This is a genomic window from Deltaproteobacteria bacterium (assembly GCA_009692615.1).
GTDB lineage: Bacteria > Desulfobacterota > Binatia > UBA9968 > UBA9968 > DP-20.
On sequence record SHYW01000096.1, the window covers coordinates 1 to 20,413 of the forward strand.

A 20,413-nucleotide genomic window follows, 5' to 3' on the forward strand; every position below is an offset into this window, starting at 1 on the left:
CGGCCTCAACCACGGTGATCTCGCTGCGATATACTCGTTGAATTACGTCTAGTCGTTTCTCGTCTTTCATTGTCAGGGTTGTCATCCTTCCACCCTGACATAATTACGTTGCCGTTAACCCCTGACATAATCACTTTGCTACAACAGAATCTTCACAACCCTTGACGGGCCTTCTCGGTCTATTGTATAACTCATCTGCGAGTGATGTTTCTGAGGCGGTCTGTGCATGGCGACCGCTAATTTTTTTTGTGTTTTTGCGGTGGGCTCGAAAGAAACGGCATGTTAAAAATTTTTCACTTACGATCGCGATCTACTTGCCGGCCACAGAGTCGAAACCGCTTCCTTCCACGTTTTTTTTTTACGTTAATCCGCTTATCCACAGCGGCGAAGACTGCCAATTCGAATTCGAACATTTTGGGGAAAGCTCCGGTCTACTAGGAGGTCCGTATGTTTAAAGTTGGCGAGAAAGTTGTTTACCCGGCTCATGGTGTGGGCGAGATAGAAGCGATCCGTTCGCATGTCATTTCCGGCACTGAGAAGAAATTCTACATGCTACGAATTCTCGAGACCGACATGAAGATCATGATCCCGATCGACAACGTCGACTCCGTTGGGTTACGTAAGATCATCGACCGCGCCATGGTGACCAAGGTCTATAAGGTATTGCGCCAGAAGAAAATTGAATCCGACCAGCAGACTTGGAATCGCCGGTACCGCGACTACACGGAGAAAATCAAGACCGGATCGATCCTCGAAATCGCCAAAGTATTGCGCGACCTGTTTGTGTTGAAAGGCGATAAAGAATTGTCCTTCGGCGAACGTAAGATGCTGGACACGGCGCGCAATTTGCTGGTCAAGGAGTTGTCGATTGCCCGCTCCCATTCGGAAGAGAAGATCATGGAGGAGCTCCGCCATATTTTTACTCACTGATGTGGGCTGGCTGCTAATAGTTTTCGAAAAGCCGGGAGATCTTCTCTCGGCTTTTTTAGTTTTGAGTCGAGTATGCATGTAACTGCAATCGTGGTTGCCGCCGGGGCCGGTCGTCGCATCGGCGGCGAGGTTTCCAAGATGTACCTGCCCATTGCCGGCAGACCGCTAGTGTTGCGCACGCTGGATAGGATGCTTTCGGCTCGTTCGGTGGAGCGCGTGGTGTGGGTCGCTGGCGCCAAAGAAGTGGCGCACTGCCAGGCGCTTTTGCGCGGCGATGCGGCGTTGCGTGACCGGCCGATTGTCTTGCAGGAGGGCGGCGCCACACGCCAGCAGTCGGCAAAACGGGGGTTGGGGAAACTGGCCGCGGATACCGACATCGTGATCATCCACGACGGCGCGCGGCCGTTCGTCTCCGCTGATTTGATCGATCGCTGTGTCAGCGCCGCAGCGGAAAAGGGCGCGGTGGTTGTCGGCTTACCGACGCACGATACTATCAAGGTGGCGGGCAGCGATCGGCGCATCCAAACTACGCCCGAGCGCAGTTCGTTGTGGGAAGTCCAGACGCCCCAGGTTTTTCAACGGGAGATTATTACCGAGGCTCATGAACAGGCGGCGAGAGATGGCGTCGAAGCAACTGACGACGCCATGGTGGTGGAGCGTTTCGGCCGACCGGTATACATTCTCGATGGTGAGCGGACCAATATCAAGATTACCCTGCCTGAAGATATTTGGTTGGCTGAAGCGATGCTTCGCGACGGGCGGGTTTCTTAGAGCGCTTTTTTGAGTAAGGCGTCGTTCAGGCTGCCGCTGCGAAATCCCTGCAAGTCTAAACTGACGAAGTCGAAACCGACTTCTTTGAATTTCTTCACAATCGCGTCTCGAATCGTTTTGTCGAATAGCCTCTCGACTTCGCTCTCGGCGACTTCGATGCGTCCAAGGTTGCCGTGGTAACGCACGCGAAACTCCCGGAAGCGTAGCCCCTTCAAAAACACTTCACAGGCGCCGATCTGTTTGAGCCGTTCCAGATTGATTTCGGTGCCGTAGGGAAAACGCGACGACAGACAGGGGCTCGATGGTTTGTCCCAAGTCGGCAAGTCGAGTTCGCGGCTGTAGCGGCGGATGTCGTCCTTGGTCATTTCGGCGTCCACCAACGGATGGCGCACGCCCCATTGATCGGCCGCTTGCAGTCCTGGCCGATGATCTTTCAAATCGTCGAGATTGGTGCCGTCGACGATCGTTTCGATTCCCAGTTTATAGGCTTGTTCGCGGCAGATTTTATACAGCTCGTCCTTGCAGAAGAAGCAGCGATTCACGGGATTCTTTTGATAGGAAGGATTGGCCAATTCGTGGGAGTCGAGAACGATGTGGTGACAGCCGAGCCCGCTGGCGAATTCCTTGGCGGCGTCGAGATCGCCTGGCGGCACCGAGGCCGACGAAGCGGTCAGCGCGATGGCTCGCGCGCCCAGCGCCAAGTGCGCCGCCTTGAGCAGAAAGGTCGAATCGACTCCAGCGGAAAATGCCACGAGCAAGCGATCGGACTGGGCCAGGATGCGGATTAGGTTTTCGAATTTTGCGTCCATTGTTTGTTGCTGAAGAGATCGGTGCTCAGATAGTGCTCGCCTTTGTCGGGAAAGACCACGACGACGATCTGACCTTTACCGAGAGTCTTGGCGACTTTTACCGCGGCGAAACAGGCGGCGCCCGACGAGATGCCGACCAGCAGTCCTTCCTCGGCGGCCAACCGGCGTGCATAGGCCGTCGCGTCGGCGTCGCTTACCTGCACGATCTCATCGATCACTTCCCGGTTGAGCACCGCGGGAATGAATCCCGCGCCGATGCCTTGGATTTTATGATAGCCGGGTTCGCCGCCGGAGATCACCGGCGACGCCGCGGGTTCGACGGCGCAGATGCGCACGTCTTTCATTTTGTCTTTAAGCACTTCGCCGACGCCGGTGATGGTGCCGCCGGTGCCGACGCCGGCGACGAAGGCGTCGATGCGTTTAAACTGCTTGAGCAATTCCTGTGCGGTGGATTTTCTATGGGTTTCCGGATTGGCCGGATTGTTGAACTGCTGCGGCATGAAATAGTCCGGATTCTCCTGCAAGATCTCCTCGGCTTTGTGTATCGCGCCGCCCATGCCTTTGGTGTCCGGCGTCAAGATCAGATGGGCGCCGTAGGCGGCAAGTAAACTGCGGCGCTCTTCGCTCATGGTGTCGGGCATGGTCAAAATCAACCGATAACCTTTGATCGCTGAGATCAGGGCGAGACCGATGCCGGTGTTGCCGCTGGTCGGTTCGACGATGGTTGCGCCGGGTTTGAGTTTGCCTTGGCGCTCGGCGGTTTCGATCATGTTCAAGCAAATGCGGTCTTTGACCGAGCCGCCGGGATTGAACGATTCGAGTTTGGCCCAAACTTCCGCGCCGTTTTTGTCCGGGAGAACTCGCAGTTTCACGACGGGCGTGTTGCCGATTAGATCCAGGACGGATCGCGCACCATTCAAGCTAGCCACAAATTTTTCTCGTCTTTCCTGATGGGTGTGAGATTCGAATTGAAGACGATCAAATGCTATAGTTTCGTTCTGTTAATGTCAATAAAATCGTTCGATCCCATCTCGACCGTTTCCACTTCTAAGCGCGCTTGCGTGATTTTTCCCGGCGCGCTCGGCGACTTCGTCTGTTTCTTGCCGGCGCTGCACGCCTTGCGGCGCGATTGGGAAATTGATTTCTTCGCTCGAAGCGAGTTTGCCGACATCGTTCCATCAGGAGTATCGGTTCGCAGTTTGGAATGCGCCGAGATTAGCCGCCTATTCATCGACGACGCAGCGCCAGTTTCAGCACAGGCAAAATTTTTTGGCGACTACGCGGCGGTTTATTCATGGCTCGGCAGTCAACAGCCGGTGTTTGTCCGGCGCTTGCAAGCGGACTCTGCCGAGCGGGCTAAACTTTTTCCGTTTCGTCCATCGGCACTTATCGAACATCAAGCCGACTATTATTTGCGCTGTCTCGACTTGCCGTCCAGCCACGATTCTGTTCCCAGTATCGAGCTTCGCGCCGAGGCGATCGAGTGGTGCGATAATTTTCGCCGGCAACATTTGTTGGATCACCGGGCGGTTCTGGCGCTGGCACCGGGCAGCGGCGCGCGGGAGAAAAATTGGCCGGAACACTCGTTTCTCGCCGTGGCCGAGTGGTGGCGTGAAGCCACTGGCGGCGCGGTAGTCTTACTCGTGGGCCCTGTGGAATCCGAAAGAGGCGGCATCGACCGGCTCCGCCAGCAGTGTCTTGTCGCCGCCGATTTGAGTTTGGCGCAGCTTGCGGCGTTGATCAGCTGCAGCGACGCCTATCTCGGCAACGACAGCGGTGTGACCCATTTGGCCGCCGCTATTGGTGTGCCGACCTTCGCCCTGTTCGGTCCAAGCGATGGGCGCCAATGGGCGCCGCGCGGTAAACAGGTCGTCGTCATCAGCCGGGAAATCGCCTGTTCGCCATGCACGGATGCGCTGATGAAAAGTTGTCCGCACCATGCCTGTTTGACCGAACTTACCGCCGATCGCGCGATCGGCGCCATGAAACTAACGATAGCGCCCACGACCTTGACAAGGGTAGGGGCAGGGATTACAGTTTGAGCGAGATTTTCCAACGGATTTAGCTCGAAAAATTCTGTTCAGAAACGTAAGCGATAACCGGCGTCGCGTTCGAGTCAAAATAGTTTCGCATTCGTAAAAGGGTAACGCCTGGGGGGCGGCGGACGATTTGTTCCGGCGCGCGTCCGGGCGTTTTTTCTCGTCGGTTGGAGGATCGAGATGGCCAGCGAAGAGAAACAAGAAGGCAAAGGATTCACGGTTCAAGATCATCGGCGTTTCGCCCCGGAGACGGGAGCAGAGCGTCCGGAAGCTGCCAGTCAGCCCGAGGCCGCTGCTCAAACGGCTCAGCCGAATGACGCTCGGCCGGCCCAAGAAGCGCAACAAGAAGCGCTGCCGGAAATTAACTTTTCGACCTTCGTGATTAGCCTGAGCACTCAGGCGCTCATGCATCTCGGTGAAATCGCCAATCCGCTCAGCGGCAAAGTCGAGGCCGATGTGCCGGTGGCGAAACAGATGATCGATATTTTGGGCATGCTCAAGGACAAGACCGCTAGCAATTTAACCGCTAATGAAGACCGCTTGCTACAAGATATTCTCTACGATTTGCGCATGAGATATGTCGAAGCCGTGAAAAAACGCTAGTCGCTGCATAGGAGTTATCGTCGATGAGTTTGAAGAAAGTCTGGGATGGCAAAGTGAGTTTGAAGAGCGTGAGTCTGGTGGCGGTGGTCTCTTTGATGATCGGTCTCGGCATTAGCGGCAGCTTGGATTGGCTGTCGCCGAGCCGCGCGGTCAATTTTATGGGCGATGCCGGCAACGGCGATTCGCGGCTGTCCGGCGGTTTGCCGGATTTCGTCAGTCTCGCCAAAAAACTCAAGCCCGTGGTGGTCAACATTTCGACCACGCAAGCGAGCGAAGGGCGCGGCGGCTCCCAGGAATTCTCCAATCCCTTCGGCGGCGGCGAGGAAGATCATTTCAACGATTTTTGGAAACGTTTCTTCGGCGGACCGGAGCGGCGCGGTCCCCAGCAACGTCAACAACGGAGCCTCGGCTCGGGTTTTATCATCGACTCCGACGGCTCGATCTTGACCAACAATCACGTCGTCGAGAACGCCAGTAAGATCGTCGTCAAGTTGGCGGGTGACGAACAGGACTACGAAGCCAAAGTCATCGGCCGGGATGCCAAGACTGACATCGCGGTGATCAAAATCAACGTCAAGACCAATCTGGTCGCCGCCAACTTGGGTGACTCGGAGCGGCTCGAAGTCGGCGAATGGGTGATGGCGATCGGTAATCCCTTCGGCTTGGATGGCACCGTAACTTCGGGCATCGTCAGCGCCAAAGGGCGCCACAACATCACCCAGGGACCCTATGACAATTTCATTCAGACCGATGCTTCGATCAATCCCGGCAACTCCGGTGGGCCGCTGATCAATTTGCGCGGCGAAGTGATCGGCATCAACACGGCGATCGTCAGCCGCTCTGGCGGCAACATTGGCATCGGCTTCGCGATCCCGATCAATCTAGTCAAAGAGCTGCTGCCGCAGCTGCGCGGCAAAGGCAAGGTTACTCGAGGCTACCTCGGCGTGTTGATCCAAAAAGTAACTCCGGAAATCGCCGAAAGCCTGGGCATGGAAAAAGGCTACGGCGCTTTGGTCGCCAACGTGGCGAAGGATGGGCCGGCGGAAAAGGCCGGCGTCAAAGTCGGCGATGTGATCGTGGAGTTCGACGGCAATCCGGTTAAAGATTCCGGCGATCTGCCGATCATCGTCGCACGCACGGCGGTGGAGAAAAAGGCGCGCATGAAAGTGCTGCGCGACAAAAAAGAAATCGTTCTCAACGTCGCGGTCGGTGAACTTAAGGACGAAGAGGTGGTCGCCGCGGTGCCGGAAAAAGGCGAGCTCGGTCTCACCGTACAGCGCTTGACGCCGCAAATGGCGGAGAGCTTAGGCTTGGAAAAATCCGATGGCGTGGTGGTCTCAGCGATCGAACCGGGCAGCGCCGCCGAGGAATCCGGCATTCGCCGCGGTGACGTGATCTTGGAAGTCGACCGCAAAGCGGTACGCACTCTCGATGAATACAAGAAAGCGGTCGCCGGCGTTCGCAAGGGGCCGAGCGTTTTGTTCTTGGTGCGGCGCGGCGAAAGCACGCTGTTCCTCGCCGTTAAGCCGCGCCGCTAAATTCTCAATAACCTGACAATCAAAACGAGACCGGGACATTTCCATCTCCCGGTCTCGTTTTGTTGCTTTTACGCGGTTTCTGCGCGAAGATTAATCCTATTCGAGGCCGCGTTTGATAAAGTCGAAACTGCGAATTTTAAGCATCGCTCTAGTTGCTCTTCTGGTGGTTACTTCCAGCGGTTTGGTTTTCGGAGCGTGGTATTTAAAGCAGCTGGAAGACAAAGTCGTCGAAAAATTCGAAGGGCGCAAGTGGGTTTTCCCATCGAAAATTTATTCCGATAGTTACTTCTTGTATGTCGGCGCCGGTTTGCGTAGCCAAGATCTGGCGGAAAAACTGCGCCGGCTCGGTTACTTCGAAACCTCGGTTGCGCCCAAGGCCAAGGGCGAGTATCGCGTGGCGGCGAAAGAAGGCGTGATTGAAATCTTTCTGCACGACTTCGATTCGCCGACCGAGAAGTTCAAGGGCATCCCGATTCGCATTACGCTTCAAGGCAACGCCATCGCCAAGATCGAAAATATTGCCGATGGCAAGGAAATATTTTCCATCGAACTCGAGCCCGAGCTGATTACCGGTCTCTATGAGCGGATTTGGCAGGAGCGCAAAGTCGTCAAGTTGGCCGAGGTGCCGCCGCTGATGGTAAAGACAATTTTGGCGGTCGAAGATGAGCGCTTTTATCACCACTACGGCATCGACCCCATCGGTATCCTGCGCGCCATGTGGGTAAATTTGCGCAGCTTGAGCTTTCAGCAAGGCGGCAGCACGCTGACCCAGCAATTGGTCAAAAATTTCTTTCTCTCAGACGAGCGCACCATCAGCCGCAAGGTTCCCGAGGCGATGATGGCGGTGATTGCCGAACGCAAGTATTCCAAGCAAACGATTCTAGAAAACTACCTAAACGAGATATATCTCGGCCAGCGCGGCTCCCAGGGCGTGTTCGGTGTTTGGGAGGCGGCGCAGTTTTATTTTTCCAAGCCGCTCACCGATTTGACCGTCGGTGAGATGGCGTTGTTGGCGGGCTTGATCCGCGCGCCCAATCGGTTGTCGCCCTACCGGAGCGCCGAGGGGGCGACCAAACGGCGCAATGTCGTGTTAGCCAAACTGCTTGACGATAATATCATCACGCGCAAGCAATACGACGCCGCGTTGTTAGAAAAGTTGCCGCAACGCTCGCTGGTCAAGGTGACCAACGAAGGGCCGTTTTATGTCGACTATCTGCGCCGCGAGTTGGAAGAGAATTATTCCAATGCCGTGCTGACCAAGGAAGGGCTGCGGATATTTAGCACCCTCGACTTGCAGCTGCAGCGAATGGCCGAGCGCGCGTTGGTCGAGGGGCTGAAGAAGCTCGAAGAAACCCATCCTGCGCTGCGTCATAAAGGCGATGAGGAAGGTTTGGAAGGAGCGATTGTCGTGCTTCGGCCGCAGACCGGCGAGATTAAAGCGATGGTCGGCGGGCGCAATTATAGCCGCTCGCAATTCAATCGCGTGTTTCAAGCCAAGCGCCAGCCTGGCTCGGTGTTCAAACCATTCGTCTATTTAGCCGCGCTGATGTATGGCGGCCAAAGCGGCACCAAATATTCCGCCGACACGGTGATCAACGACAGCCAATTCACTTGGAGCTATGACAACCAGGAATGGCAGCCGCATAATTATAACAACGAATACTTTGGCGCGGTGACTTTGCGGCGCGCATTGGAAAGTTCCCTCAACTCGGCCACCGCTCGGGTGGCCCAGGATGTCGGCATTCGGCGGGTGCGCGACTTGGCGCACAAGTTGGGGATTCAAAGCTCGTTGCCGGCGGTGCCGGCGCTTTCTCTGGGCGCGGCGGAAGTGACGCCGTTAGAAATCGCCGTGGCTTACGCGACGTTGGCCAACGGCGGTTCGCGGGTGCGGCCGTTGGCGGTTAAGCAGGTGCTCGACCAAAGCACTAAGGTTTTGGAAAAGCGCGACGTCAAAATGGAGCAGGTGCTCAATCCGCAACTGGCTTATGCCATCAATCAGCTGCTTAAAGGCGTACTCGATCGCGGCACCGCGGCGGGTTCGCGGCGCGCGGGTTTCACCCGGCCGGCGGCGGGCAAGACCGGCACGACCAACGATTACAAAGACGCTTGGTTCGTCGGCTACACGCCGGATCTGTTGGCGGTGGTGTGGGTCGGTTTCGACGGACCGAAAAAAATCGGCATGTCGGGCGCTGAGGCGGCGCTGCCGATTTGGACCGAGTTCATGAAAAATGCCACGGCGAGCATGCCGGTCACCGATTTCGTCGGGCCGTTGGTGAGACCCGATACCGACGATAGTAAGTGCGCCGGTAAAGCCGAAGGCGAGAGCGGCGACTGCGCCGCTCCTGTGCCACCGGCTAAAGCCGCGGCGGGAGTTTAAAGTGCACGAAGCGCCATTCAAATCTCCCAGAATGATTTTAAGCATCGCAGCCTGCTGTGTGGCTTTCGCCGCCTGCGCGCCGCCACCGACTTACCGCGTGCCGGTGCCGCCGGTTGCGAGCCCGCGGCCGTCGAGCGCGCCGGTTGCGCCGCCGGCTCCTGAGCCAGCGCCTCAAGGGTTGCCGAACGAAGCGAAAATTCGCGAGCAGGATCTTCGTAGCAAGACTGCGCCAACGTTGCCGGCCAAGAGCGCCAAAGAGCCGACGCGCCAAGCGAGCGTCACTGAACCGCGCGGCTCTGAATCTTCGCCGCCGTTGGCTGACGACAGTTCGTTGCTCGCGAAAATTACTCCGGGGACTTCAGCGCAGCGCGCCGCGTCGTTGCGACTCACCGAAGAGGGCAGAAGAATTCTCGACGCCGGCGATCCGGCGCGCTCGCTGACGCGTTTGGAAAAAACCATCGTCATCGATTCGACCAATCCCTACGGTTATTATTACCTAGCCAAAGCGCAGCATCGTTTGGGACGCCATAAAGAGTCGCTCAACTTTCTCGACGTCGCCGAATCTCGGCTCGGTGCCGAGCCCTTCTGGTTATCGGAGATTCACGCGCTGCGCGGTGAGAACTATCACGCCCAAGGCCAACCGCAACGGGCCGAGGCGAGTTACAACCAAGCACTGCGCTTAAACTCCGGCAACCGCACCGCCGCCGACGGGTTAGCGCGCGTGCAAGGCGATCCGCCCGCCGCCCAACCGGCAACCAAGTGAGATTTTTCTCAGCATGTTAGTTCTAGGTGTTGAAAGTTCCTGCGACGACACCGCCGCGGCGATTTTACAAGACGGACGCACGATCCTCGCCAACGTCGTGTCATCGCAAGATCAAGTGCATGGCCCCTACGGCGGCGTGGTGCCCGAACTAGCGTCGCGCCAACATATCCAAACGATTCTGCCGGTCATCGATCAGGCGTTGAAAAATGCCGGCGTGACGCTCAAAGAGATCGACGGCATGGCGGTGACCTATGGTCCCGGATTGGTGGGCTCGTTGCTGGTGGGATTGTCGTTGGTCAAAGGCATCGCCTTTCGCGCCGGCATTCCCTTCGTCGGGGTCAATCATCTCGAAGCCCATTTGCTGGCGATCCATCTCGAACATGATGTCGCCTATCCGTACATCGCCTTGCTGGCTTCCGGCGGCCACACGTTGCTTTATTGCGTGCGCGGCGCCGGCGATTATCTCCATCTCGGCGGCACCCGCGACGACGCCGCGGGCGAAGCTTACGATAAAGTCGCCAAGCTGCTGGGGCTCGGTTATCCGGGCGGGCGGCCGATAGACGATTTAGCGAAAAGCGGCAATGCCAGCGCGATCCGTTTTCCGCGCGCGAAGCTAAAAAAATCTCCCTACGAATTCAGTTTCAGCGGTATCAAGACTTCGGTGTGGCATTATTTGAAAACTCAAAGCGAGGCGCAGTGGCAAGCGCAACGCGCCGACATCGCCGCCAGCTTTCAAGAAGCGGTGGTCGATATGTTGATCAACCCGACGCTCAAAGCCGCTACAAATCTGTCTGTCGGTCGCATCGTGCTCGCCGGCGGCGTGGCGGCGAATAGCCGGCTGCGCGCCAAGATGAAAGAAAAAGCCGAAGCGGCAGGGCTGCAAGTTTTCTGTCCGGCGCCAAAATTTTGCACCGATAACGCGGCGATGATCGCGCTGGCTGGATATCATTGGCTCCAGCGCGGCCGGCGCGACGACGAGCGCTTAAACGCCGACGCCGATCTCACTTTGTAAACCGGCGCGATGTCTCTGGCGGTTAAGGTCGGCAAAAAATTGTGACCCTTTACGAAGAAGTGCGCGCGTTGTTGCGCGAGACCGAGTTTCGCCCGAAGAAAAGCCGCGGCCAAAACTTTTTGATTCATGAGCCGGTCATCGAGTCGATCGTGCGACTGCTCGCGCTCGACGACAGCGATGGCGTGGTCGAGATCGGTCCCGGTTTGGGTTTTCTCACCCGCCGCTTGCTCGAACGGGCCGGGGAAGTCTGGGCGGTGGAAATCGACGACGCTTTGGTCGCGCGGCTGCGCCAAAGCGGTATGGATGACCCATCGAAATTGCACTTGATTCACGGCGATATTCTGGCGCTGCCGTTGCTGGAAATGTTGCCGGCAAAAAAACTCAAACTCGCCGGTAATTTGCCCTACAGTATTGCCACGCCGGTGTTGTTTCGCATTTTTGACTGGCGCGCGCGTTTTTCGCGCTTGGTTTTAATGGTCCAGAAGGAAGTCGCCGAGCGCATCGCCAGTGCGCCGGGGAGCAAGGATTACGGCACGCTGTCGGTGTGGTGCCAGTTGCACGGCCGGGTGGCTGACAAAGTGCAGGTGTCGCCGGAGGCGTTTTATCCGCGCCCGAAGGTGCGCTCGACGGTGCTGCAAATCGAGCTCTTCGACGAGCCGTTGATTGCCGCGGCGGATTTGCCGACCATGCGCGGCTTGGTGCGCGCCGCGTTCGGTCAGCGGCGCAAAACGTTGAGCAATAATTTGACCAGCTGGTTGAAACACGAGCGTGCTGAAATCGACAACTTCTTGCGCGTCTGCGATGTCGACCCCAAGCGGCGCGGCGAGACCCTCAGTGTCGCGGAATTCATCAAGCTCGCGGCAGCCGTAAAGCAAATGAATTTACTGACAACTGATAACTAACAACTGAGAAATTTTTCCTATGCCCGAACTTCCCGAAGTCGAAACCGTGTGCCGTAGTCTGCGGCCCCATTTGCTTGGCCGGCGCATTCGCCGCGTCGAAGTGCTGGAGCCGCGTTTGCGGGTGGCGGTGGATGTGAAGGCGTTGCAAGCCTTGGCCGGCCGACGCATTGACGCCATCGAACGACGCGCCAAGTATATCCTGATTCAACTGTCGGCGAACTCGGTCTGGCTGTTTCATCTCGGCATGTCGGGCAAATTGATTTGCACCAGCGCCGGCGCGGCACGGCGCAAGCATGACCACATTATTGTCAGCCTCGATGACGGCGGCGAGCTGCGCTATCACGACCCGCGCCGTTTCGGTTTGTCGTTGGTGACCGATCGCAATGGGTTATCCGAGCTCGCGCAGCTGCGTGCTCTAGGCGTCGATCCTTTCGGCGCCGCTCTCACCGGCGCATATTTGTTTGGCTTTACCCGGCGTTCGGACCGGCGCATTCGCGATTTATTGTTAGACCAGCAGATCGTCGCCGGTCTGGGTAACATTTACGCCAACGAGATTCTCGCCATTACCGGCGTCAGACCGACGACGCGGGCGCGCCGCTTGACGCGGCGCCAAGTTGCCGACATCGCCGGCGCGATCCCGCGTCTACTCAAGGACGCCATCCGCTGGTGCGGCACGTCATTTTCAGATTACCGCGATGCCGACGACAAGTCGGGCGAGTTTCAAAATCATCTGCGGGTGTACGACCGGGACGGCGAAAAATGCCGCGGCTGTCCGAGCATTATCAAGCGCGTCGCCATCGGCAACCGCAGCGCGTTTTACTGCCCGACGTGCCAGAAGTGAAGGTTGTCGCGGGAATTCGGTTACACCACGAAGGCACGAAGGACCCGAAGGTTTCGGAGTTCTGATTTCTTAAACTTCGTGCTCTTCGTGTCCTTCGTGGTGAAGTGAGTTATCGTCGGTTCGGCACGACTTCACGGCGCGAGCTGTATTGGGCACACCAGAATCATGTCCACTCCCAGTAACAAAAAACTTTTTTCGCCGCTGTGTCATCGCGACTTTCGGTTGTTTTGGACCGGCTTGCTGCTTTCCAGCGTCGGCAGCCAATTCACCACCGTGGCGATGGCGTGGCAGATTTATGAGTTGACCAACTCACCGTTGCAGATCGGCATGATCGGTTTGGCGCGCGCGGTGCCGCAGATGGTGATTCTGTTGTTCGGCGGGTTGCTCGCCGATGCGATCAATCGGCGCAAGCTCATGATGCTCACCCAGGGGAGTTTGTTTTTCGTTTCGGGCACACTGGCGCTTGTGACCTTGGGCGGACAGATGACGTCGCTGAAACTTTACCTCGTCGCGGTGTTCTTGGCGTTGTTCAGTTCGTTGGAAGCGCCGTCGCGCCACGCCATCGTGACTAATTTAGTTCCGGCCGAAGATTTGACCCAGGCGCTGGCGATGTCGAGCACGCAAAGACAAATCGCCACCATCGCCGGCCCGTCCATCGCCGGCGTCGTTTTGGCGCTGGCGGGGCCGAGCCTCTGCTACGCCATCGACGCGCTGTCATGGTTGGTCATGTTCGGTGCGCTGAAGTTGATTCGCACGCCGCTGCCCGAGCGCGGCGGCTGGCGCAACATCTCGTTCGCGTCACTCGACTCCGGTTTTCGTTTCGTCTGGCACCACGCGGTGATCTTTCCGTTCCTGATGATGGATCTGGGCGCGAATTTGTTCGGCACCATCCGTTCGCTTTATCCGATTTACGCCCGCGATATTCTCGCCGTCGGGCCGAAGGGTTTGGGTTTGCTCTACGCCGCCGGCGCCGCCGGTTCGTTGATCGGCGCGTTTGGCTTCAGCGTTTGGGGGCCGGTGCGCCAAGCGGGACGATGGATTTTGTTCGGCGTGACGATTTACGGACTTTCGCTTTTGGGCTTCGCGTATTCGCGAGTGTTGGCGTTGTCGGTGCTATTTCTCATCGGTTCGGGAATCGGCGATACCATCAGCGCGATCTTGCGCGCGACGATCAATCAGCTGAGCGCGTCCGACGAGCTGCGCGGCCGCATGTCGTCGATCAACAGCGTGTTCACCAACAGTGGACCGCAACTCGGACAGTTCCAAGCCGGCGCGCTCGCCGCGGTCATCGGCGCGGAGTTTTCCGTGATGACCGGCGCGCTGATTATTCTCGCCATCGTCGGCGTGCTCGTGGTGCGCTTCCCCAATCTGCGCGATTATCGCATCGCCGGCGGCGCGCAGTGAAGTTGGTGCATTGAGAAAATCCCCCCTTATCCCCCCTTTTTCAAAGAGGGGACTCTTCAAAACCTTTGCTTAGAGAATGATAACGATGCGCTGCTAGCGCGACGGCAGGTGGCGCAGTTTTTTGTCGACGCCAAACAGTTCGATGAAGGCGCCGAAGACGCTTTCGCTCAACTGCTGCAAGCGGGCGATGTGCTCGGGCGTTTCGCGGTGAATCCGCTCAGCGGTAATGTTGGCGCCGAGAGCGGCAATTTCTTTTCGGTTGTCCGGCACCCGCAGCCAGCGCTGGATCATCGGCTCGTCGACTTCGAGATGAAATTGAAAGCCGTAGACGTTGCCGCCGTAGCGAAACGCTTGATGGGCGCAGAGCGGGGAAAAGGCGAGATGGCACGTGCCGCGCGGTAGATCGAAGGTCTCGCCATGCCACTGAAAGATTTTTTCACTCTTAGCAAGTCCACTCAGTAGCGGATCCTGTTCCGCTTCTTCCGTAGGTGAGATGTCGTACCAGCCGATTTCTTTTTCGCGGTTCCGGTAGACATTGGCCCCGAGCGTCTTAGCGATCAGCTGCGAACCGAGACAGATACCGAGCACGGGAAGATTTCCTCGTAGCGCCGCTTCGATCAATTTCAATTCGGTGTTCAAGTGCGGCAGACGATGCGCATCGTTGACGCTCATCGGTCCGCCTAAAATCACCAAGCCGTCGTAGCCGTCGAGTGTCGGCTGGGCGTCGGGATGGCGCGCGAAATTCACGTAACGAATGCGAAAGCCGGCGCGCTTCAGCAGCGGATTGAGCGTGCCGAGAAGTTCGTGCGCGACATGTTGGCAGACCAGAAGTTTTTTCATGGCGGTAAGAAGCATTCACCTGATGCTAGTAATTATAGCGACACGGGCGGATAAAGAAAAACCGCCGGCGAGTTTGTTTGCTTGGTCGTCGAGACCGCTAGTGGCGGACTTGTGTAAGTGATAAAACCTCGAGCAGTGACAGTGAGGTTCGCTATGAAGAATCGCGAAATCGACGCGGCTTGGGCGTATCATGACGGCACGAAACATTCCTACCAAAGCATCCGCGCCAATGCGCACTCCCTCGACTGGGAGAACCGGCCGCTGTCATTTAAGATTTACACCGGCCTCGATCCTATCGCGCTGCCGCAACAGCTCTCGTCGACAACCATGCCGGCGCTTGCCGCGATTTCATTGAGCGATGCGCCTGGGGACGTTGGCATCATCCCAACACGCCAGACACTAGCGGAAATTCTGTTTCTGTCCGCTGGCATTACCAAGCGAAGAAGTTATCCGGGCGGAGAGATGCAATTCCGTGCCGCGGCCTGCACCGGGGCGCTCTATCACATCGATCTGCATCTGATCTGCGGCGAACTCGAAGATCTCTCGGCCGGTGTTTATCATTTTAGCCCGCAAGATTTTGCGCTGCGCCGATTGCGCGCGGGCGATTATCGTTCGGTGCTGATTCGTGCCAGCGGTGAAGAGCCATCGATCGCAAAGGCAAGTTGCGTGCTCGTCTGCGCGTCGACGTTTTGGCGCAATGCTTGGAAGTATCAAGCCCGCGCCTATCGTCACTGTTACTGGGATAGCGGCACGATACTCGCCAATCTTTTAGCGGCCGCGGCGGCCCGCGCGGTGCTTGCTAAAGTCGTGATCGGCTTTGTCGATGCCGAGGTGGACACACTTTTAGGATTGGACTCTCAGCGCGAGGCGCCGCTCGCAATGGTGGCGCTCGGAGAATCTGGCGATCGGGTTGCAGTGCCGCTGCTAGCCGTTGATCCGTTGGTTTTGCCAACCGCGCCGTTATCGAAACAAGAAGTTAATTATCCCGCGATGCAAGCGATGCACGAGGCTTCTTCACTCCAGGACGAAAAGGAAGTCGTCGCCTGGCGCGCCCAAGCGCTAAGCGCGGCAGCCACGGCGCGCAATGATGAAATAGCTGAGTCTCGAATGTTTCCTCTGCAGCCGTTGAGTTCTGTAGACATGTCGCAGGACAGCATCGACGAAGTAATTCTCCGGCGCGGCTCAACGCGCCAGTTTGCACCCGAGTCGATTTCCTTCGCCCAGCTTTCCACCATGCTCGACCGGGCAACGCGCGGCGAACACGGGGATTTTTTGCATCCAGGAGAGCCGTCGCTCAACGAGCTTTACTTGATCGTCAACGCGGTGGACGATCTGCCTTCGGGGACCTACCTGTATCGCAGCGCAGGCCAGTCGCTGGAATTGCTCAAGCAAGGCGACTTTCGCCGTGACGCGGGACATCTCGGTCTCGGCCAGGAGATTCCAGCCGATTGCAGCGTCAACGTTTATTTTCTAGCGGATTTGCCTCGATCTCTGGAGCGCTACGGCAACCGCGGTTACCGCGCCGCCCAACTTGAAGCCAGTATCATGGGCGGGAAACTCTATCTTGCCGCCTACGCCCAACGGCTCGGCGCCTCCGGGCTGACTTTCTTCGATGACGATGTCACGGAGTTTTTCTCGCCCCACGCGGCCGGTAAGAGCGTGATGTTTTTGCTCGCGCTGGGAAAATCCGTGAAACGGCGAAATGGACTAAACGTCGTGTAGCTAGTTTACAATTCCTTGGACCAACAACAGCTTCGGACTTGCCAGCGCAATCATGCTTTGCCCAAGGCAGCCCCAAAGGTTTTGTCTTCAAGACGTAAACAATATCCAGCATGCTCCACTAACCTATTTAAATTACGCTCGCGATTTTTTCGCTGTTCACATTAAAGCTTTGTCCGGTACCGCCGACGCGCTATAATCTTGTTGTCGAGACAAGCGCCAGACACGGAGGTCTTTGATATGGTAAGCGCCAGGAGCATCGATCTTTTCCCCTTTACCTCGTCCGCAGCATCGGAACGTTTCGGCCTAGCGCTGAAACCGAGCGTCATACTCATACGCTGGCCGGTCGTCATCATTTGCACCTATCTCTTGTTGTATCCGTCGGTGGATCTCGTGCCGGCGTGGGTTTCTTACAGTGCGGTATTTGTTTATATTGCGTCGAACGTCGCGCTCTATTTTTTTCCCGAAGAACGCTTCGCCTCCTGGTCATTCTAGGAAGCTGTATTATCGAAAACGCCAAGTTGCGCGCCGTGGTCTCCGTTGCGGCGCCGTTCTTTTATTCGGTATTGCTATTTTCTTCCTTGGATAACGTTCAACCCAATGTCTTCCTGCGCCTACCGTTCTTATTTGTCGTATCTTTATTCTACGGGTACTTCACCCAATTCATCCGAAGGGAAAAGACTCTGAGACAAGAAGAGGAGTTGCGCGACCGCGGCCGTAAAGAAGTTCTCAATATCGTGTCACATGAGTTTCGCACTCCACTCAATGTGATTTCCGGCTACGCCCAAGCGATCCAGGATAAAACCTGGGGAGAGGTCACGCCCGGCCAAAATGAAGCGCTAGGCAAGATCTCCCGTCAATCGGATCATCTCATGGATATCGTCAATGCGGTCTTGGACATCACCCGGATCGAAACCGGCGAGCTGTCGCTTGAGCGCGAAGAGTTGCCACTGTCAGATTATCTGAATGAAGTCAGCCGGAAATACGTTCCGCTACAAAATTCGGTGGCGCTTCAGTGGGTGATTCCCAACAGTCTACCGAAGGTCAATGCGGATAAGTTGAAATTGACCATCATCTTACAAAACCTAATCAACAATGCGCTCAAGTTTACCGAGCAGGGCAATGTCTCGGTGACCGCGCGGGTGAATGGAGCGAAACAACTCGTTGAAATCGAAGTCAAAGATAGCGGTATTGGAATTCCCAAGGAAGCCCACGCTCTGGTCTTTGAAAAGTTTCAGCAGGCCGACCCGTCGAGCACGCGAATCCACGGTGGTATCGGCCTCGGCCTTTATATTGTCAAGGTGTTCACCGAATTGCTCGGCGGAACCATCAGCCTTGAGAGCGAACCCGAGAAAGGCTCGACGTTTACGCTTTCCCTGCCCGCGGTTTCAGCGAGAATAGCATAATAACAGCGTATCCGACCTGGGTAACATCGCTGCGAAGTCAAAGTATCCAAGCTCTCGAATATATTTGCTCTCCACTGACACGATCACTCGTAACTCATAGCGCCGCGCGGCAGCAGCACGCGGATCTCGGTCGGCAGCGGCAGCGCGTCCTTGCTCACCGTTAAAGTGTCGGTCTTGAGAATCTGCGTGCGCATGCCTGCGATGAATTGTTTGATCAGGTAGGGACTGTCGCGATGGTGCATCGGGATGGCGATCTTGGGTTTGAGCTGGGTTAAAACTTCGCGCGCCAAGTCCGGCCCCATGGTGCGGCCGCCGCCGATGGGCGTGAGCGCAATGTCGACTTTGCCGAAGGATTTGATCTGTTGCTCGTTTAACTTCTGGCTCAAATCGCCGAGGTGGGCGATGCACAAGGTGCCGAGGTCGTAGACAAACGCCGAACCTTGGATTCCCTGGACGAACTCGGCGTTCTGATGAATCGGCACGTTGTAAATCAACGTGTCTTTGACCGTAGTGCTGACCATGTTCCAATCGGCGCCGTAGTTTTTTAGGCCGCGCAAAATCAGCGGATTGCCGCGCACGATCTGCACGGCGTTATGATTGAACATTTCTTTGCCGACGGTGACGACATCGGCAGTGATGTTGGGAGTGGGATACCACCCCGGCCCCAACGGATCGGCGGCGATGCGCGTGCCTTTGTTCGTCGTGATCAAAAAATAGTTGTGGCCGAAGTATTGAATCGTCGCATCGACATTGGCCGCGTGGGCAAGCGAAGTGAAACCGCGCGCGACATCCGGATCGCGGCAGGAAGAATGGGCAGATGAGATAACCGAGAGCAGCAAGCTGACGACAGCAGCCGCGCTGAAGATGAACCGACGGATTTGATTTTCACGAAAGCGCGTCATGATTATCCCGAACACGATCACGGACACGATGTCTTTCACGTATCCGTGCGTTCATGAACAGCAGGCTATTGGATTGAGCTGGAAAAAACAAACCCGAGTGTCATACGACTACCGAATCCTCGTGCGTCCGCAGAAAATTCTCCCACGCCGCCCGTGATGGCGCGACTTTTTCTTGTAATCGTTGTTTGCCGCTTTCGCTGATCGGCGTGAAATTGATCGCGGCTTGGACGTTTTGTTCGAGCGGCGCTAGTTGTTCGCAGCCGATGATGACGCTGGCGACGGGCTGGCTTAAGTTGAATTGTAAAAGTTCAGCAGGTGAAGCGCGGCCCGCGCCGCCGCCGACTAACAATCCTTGGCCCATGACTTTCATCGACAGGATGCCGAGATTTTTCTGCAACGCTACCGGCAAGGCGGACTGCTCGAAGGCGGGGATCGGTTCCATCTTGCGCGCGGCTATTGGGTTTGCCGATTGGGCGGCGTTGAGCGCCATTAAAACCGTGTCGAAGTCGTGGCGGCGCAGCGCTTCGGCCATGGCGGCGCCGTCGTTGTGGCCGGTGATGCCGATGAAGCGGACGACCTTCTGCGCTTTCAATTGCTGCACTGCGCCGAACACGCCGTTGGCGCTACCGATGCGCTCTAGGTCGTTAAGATCGCTGAGGCCGTGGATTTGAATTAAATCAATGTAATCGGTTTGCAGGAACTTTAAACTCGCTTCCACCGAGCGCAACGCGCCGTCGCGATCGCGCGGGTCGATTTTTGTCGCGAGGAACAGTTCTTTGCGGCGTTTTTTAGAAAACTCGCCGAGACGTTTTTCGCTCAGTCTTTCTACCGGCCGCCTCGTGTAGGAACCGGCGGTGTCGAAGTAGTTGATGCCGAGGGTTAAGGCGCGTTCCAGCAGCGCCTGGGCGGCGCTTTCATCTTCGATGGAGCAGAAGCGCGAGCCGGAGCCGAAGCCGATACAGGAAATCATCTCGCCGGTTTTGCCGAGACGGCGTTTCGGCAATGCGCTGGTCGCTGCGCCCATCGCTTTCTTCGCAGTACCGAGCATGACTGCGGCAGTGGTGGACTGCAAAAATTCGCGGCGGGTCCAATGTGATTTCATAAAGGCTCCATTCGGTTTGCTAAGCCAATGTCGACGAACATCATAGACCAGATGATCATACCGGCGTCAATGCTTCTTGCCCCTTTCCCGATGTCCGATATCCCTGCCTCTTCGTTGGAGCGCAGGATCGGCTTCAGGTGTCGAGAAATCATTGTCATGCCGGCGACGGCCGGCATCCATCCCCGCACCCCTCCTGGATACCGGCCTGCGCCGGTATGACGCGATGTCGGGATTAATTTTGAATCGACTTAATCGGAATTCAACCTCGTTTAAATTTGGCGTCGCGTCGACTACGACAAGAACTCGGCTGTCGTGGCAACGTCAATATGTCATGTTAACAGCAACGCGATTATGTCAGGGTAGTGCGTTGGGTTGAGGTCGTAAGTTAGAAACCTGGCCATAGCGGAACCCCACCTTGTTGGAGTTGGTTCGATATAGGCCAAGTGTGTGCGTCG

18 protein-coding genes are annotated in these 20,413 nt (G+C 56.8%); 13 read left to right on the top strand and 5 right to left on the bottom strand.

The features are described 5' to 3' along the window. The first annotated feature begins 447 nt into the window (after nt 1-447). Nucleotides 448-930, top strand: a complete 483-nt coding sequence (locus EXR70_19390) for a CarD family transcriptional regulator (GenBank protein MSP40658.1) — start codon at nt 448-450, stop codon at nt 928-930. A gap of 72 nt (nt 931-1,002) precedes the next feature. Then, nucleotides 1,003-1,701 carry a 2-C-methyl-D-erythritol 4-phosphate cytidylyltransferase gene (ispD, locus tag EXR70_19395; protein MSP40659.1) on the top strand — a complete coding sequence of 233 codons (699 nt, stop codon included), beginning with the start codon at nt 1,003-1,005 and terminating at the stop codon, nt 1,699-1,701. Here ispD and larE read toward each other — a convergent pair. Continuing rightward, nucleotides 1,698-2,510, bottom strand: a complete 813-nt coding sequence (gene larE / locus EXR70_19400) for an ATP-dependent sacrificial sulfur transferase LarE (protein MSP40660.1) — start codon at nt 2,508-2,510, stop codon at nt 1,698-1,700. The genes ispD and larE overlap by 4 nt on opposite strands. Then, nucleotides 2,486-3,430 (bottom strand): cysteine synthase A, encoded by a 945-nt coding sequence (gene cysK / locus EXR70_19405; protein MSP40661.1) that lies wholly within the window; start codon nt 3,428-3,430, stop codon nt 2,486-2,488. Before cysK ends, larE begins: the two co-directional genes overlap by 25 nt. A gap of 30 nt (nt 3,431-3,460) precedes the next feature. Here cysK and EXR70_19410 point away from each other — a divergent pair, with 30 nt between their 5' ends. From EXR70_19410 to EXR70_19450, 9 genes are all read left to right on the top strand, one after another. After that, nucleotides 3,461-4,552, top strand: a complete 1,092-nt coding sequence (locus tag EXR70_19410) for a glycosyltransferase family 9 protein (protein MSP40662.1) — start codon at nt 3,461-3,463, stop codon at nt 4,550-4,552. A 177-nt stretch (nt 4,553-4,729) separates the two neighbouring features. After that, nucleotides 4,730-5,152 carry a DUF1844 domain-containing protein gene (locus tag EXR70_19415; GenBank protein ID MSP40663.1) on the top strand — a complete coding sequence of 141 codons (423 nt, stop codon included), beginning with the start codon at nt 4,730-4,732 and terminating at the stop codon, nt 5,150-5,152. A gap of 23 nt (nt 5,153-5,175) precedes the next feature. Next, nucleotides 5,176-6,690, top strand: a complete 1,515-nt coding sequence (locus tag EXR70_19420; GenBank protein MSP40664.1) for a DegQ family serine endoprotease — start codon at nt 5,176-5,178, stop codon at nt 6,688-6,690. Nucleotides 6,691-6,802: 112 nt separating this feature from the next. Next, the gene (locus EXR70_19425; protein ID MSP40665.1) at nt 6,803-9,067 is read left to right on the top strand and encodes a PBP1A family penicillin-binding protein; all 2,265 of its coding nucleotides are present in this window, start codon (nt 6,803-6,805) and stop codon (nt 9,065-9,067) included. Between the two features lie 31 nt (nt 9,068-9,098). Next, nucleotides 9,099-9,830: a tetratricopeptide repeat protein gene (locus EXR70_19430; protein MSP40666.1), complete on the top strand. Its 732-nt coding sequence runs from the start codon at nt 9,099-9,101 to the stop codon at nt 9,828-9,830. Between the two features lie 13 nt (nt 9,831-9,843). Continuing rightward, nucleotides 9,844-10,842, top strand: a complete 999-nt coding sequence (gene tsaD / locus EXR70_19435; protein ID MSP40667.1) for a tRNA (adenosine(37)-N6)-threonylcarbamoyltransferase complex transferase subunit TsaD — start codon at nt 9,844-9,846, stop codon at nt 10,840-10,842. 38 nt (nt 10,843-10,880) lie between these two features. Next, nucleotides 10,881-11,744, top strand: coding sequence for a 16S rRNA (adenine(1518)-N(6)/adenine(1519)-N(6))-dimethyltransferase RsmA (gene rsmA / locus EXR70_19440; GenBank protein MSP40668.1), 864 nt, complete (start codon nt 10,881-10,883; stop codon nt 11,742-11,744). Between the two features lie 19 nt (nt 11,745-11,763). Beyond that, nucleotides 11,764-12,585, top strand: coding sequence for a bifunctional DNA-formamidopyrimidine glycosylase/DNA-(apurinic or apyrimidinic site) lyase (mutM, locus tag EXR70_19445; GenBank protein MSP40669.1), 822 nt, complete (start codon nt 11,764-11,766; stop codon nt 12,583-12,585). 165 nt (nt 12,586-12,750) lie between these two features. Next, entirely contained in the window at nt 12,751-13,989 is a 1,239-nt protein-coding gene (locus EXR70_19450; protein MSP40670.1) for an MFS transporter, read from the top strand. A gap of 93 nt (nt 13,990-14,082) precedes the next feature. On the opposite strand, the gene EXR70_19455 is transcribed toward EXR70_19450, so the two are convergent. Continuing rightward, complete coding sequence (locus EXR70_19455) at nt 14,083-14,844, bottom strand: amidotransferase (protein ID MSP40671.1); 762 nt, start codon at nt 14,842-14,844, stop codon at nt 14,083-14,085. A gap of 138 nt (nt 14,845-14,982) precedes the next feature. Between EXR70_19455 and EXR70_19460 the strand changes: the two genes are divergently transcribed. After that, nucleotides 14,983-16,551 carry a SagB/ThcOx family dehydrogenase gene (locus EXR70_19460; protein ID MSP40672.1) on the top strand — a complete coding sequence of 523 codons (1,569 nt, stop codon included), beginning with the start codon at nt 14,983-14,985 and terminating at the stop codon, nt 16,549-16,551. Nucleotides 16,552-16,904: 353 nt separating this feature from the next. After that, the gene (locus EXR70_19465; protein MSP40673.1) at nt 16,905-17,954 is read left to right on the top strand and encodes a HAMP domain-containing histidine kinase; all 1,050 of its coding nucleotides are present in this window, start codon (nt 16,905-16,907) and stop codon (nt 17,952-17,954) included. 83 nt (nt 17,955-18,037) lie between these two features. On the opposite strand, the gene EXR70_19470 is transcribed toward EXR70_19465, so the two are convergent. Both EXR70_19470 and EXR70_19475 read right to left on the bottom strand, forming a co-directional pair. Continuing rightward, complete coding sequence (locus EXR70_19470) at nt 18,038-18,895, bottom strand: hypothetical protein (protein MSP40674.1); 858 nt, start codon at nt 18,893-18,895, stop codon at nt 18,038-18,040. Nucleotides 18,896-18,956: 61 nt separating this feature from the next. Next, on the bottom strand, nt 18,957-19,958 hold the full coding sequence (locus EXR70_19475; protein ID MSP40675.1) for an aldo/keto reductase: 1,002 nt from the start codon (nt 19,956-19,958) through the stop codon (nt 18,957-18,959). Between the last annotated feature and the right edge of the window lie 455 nt (nt 19,959-20,413).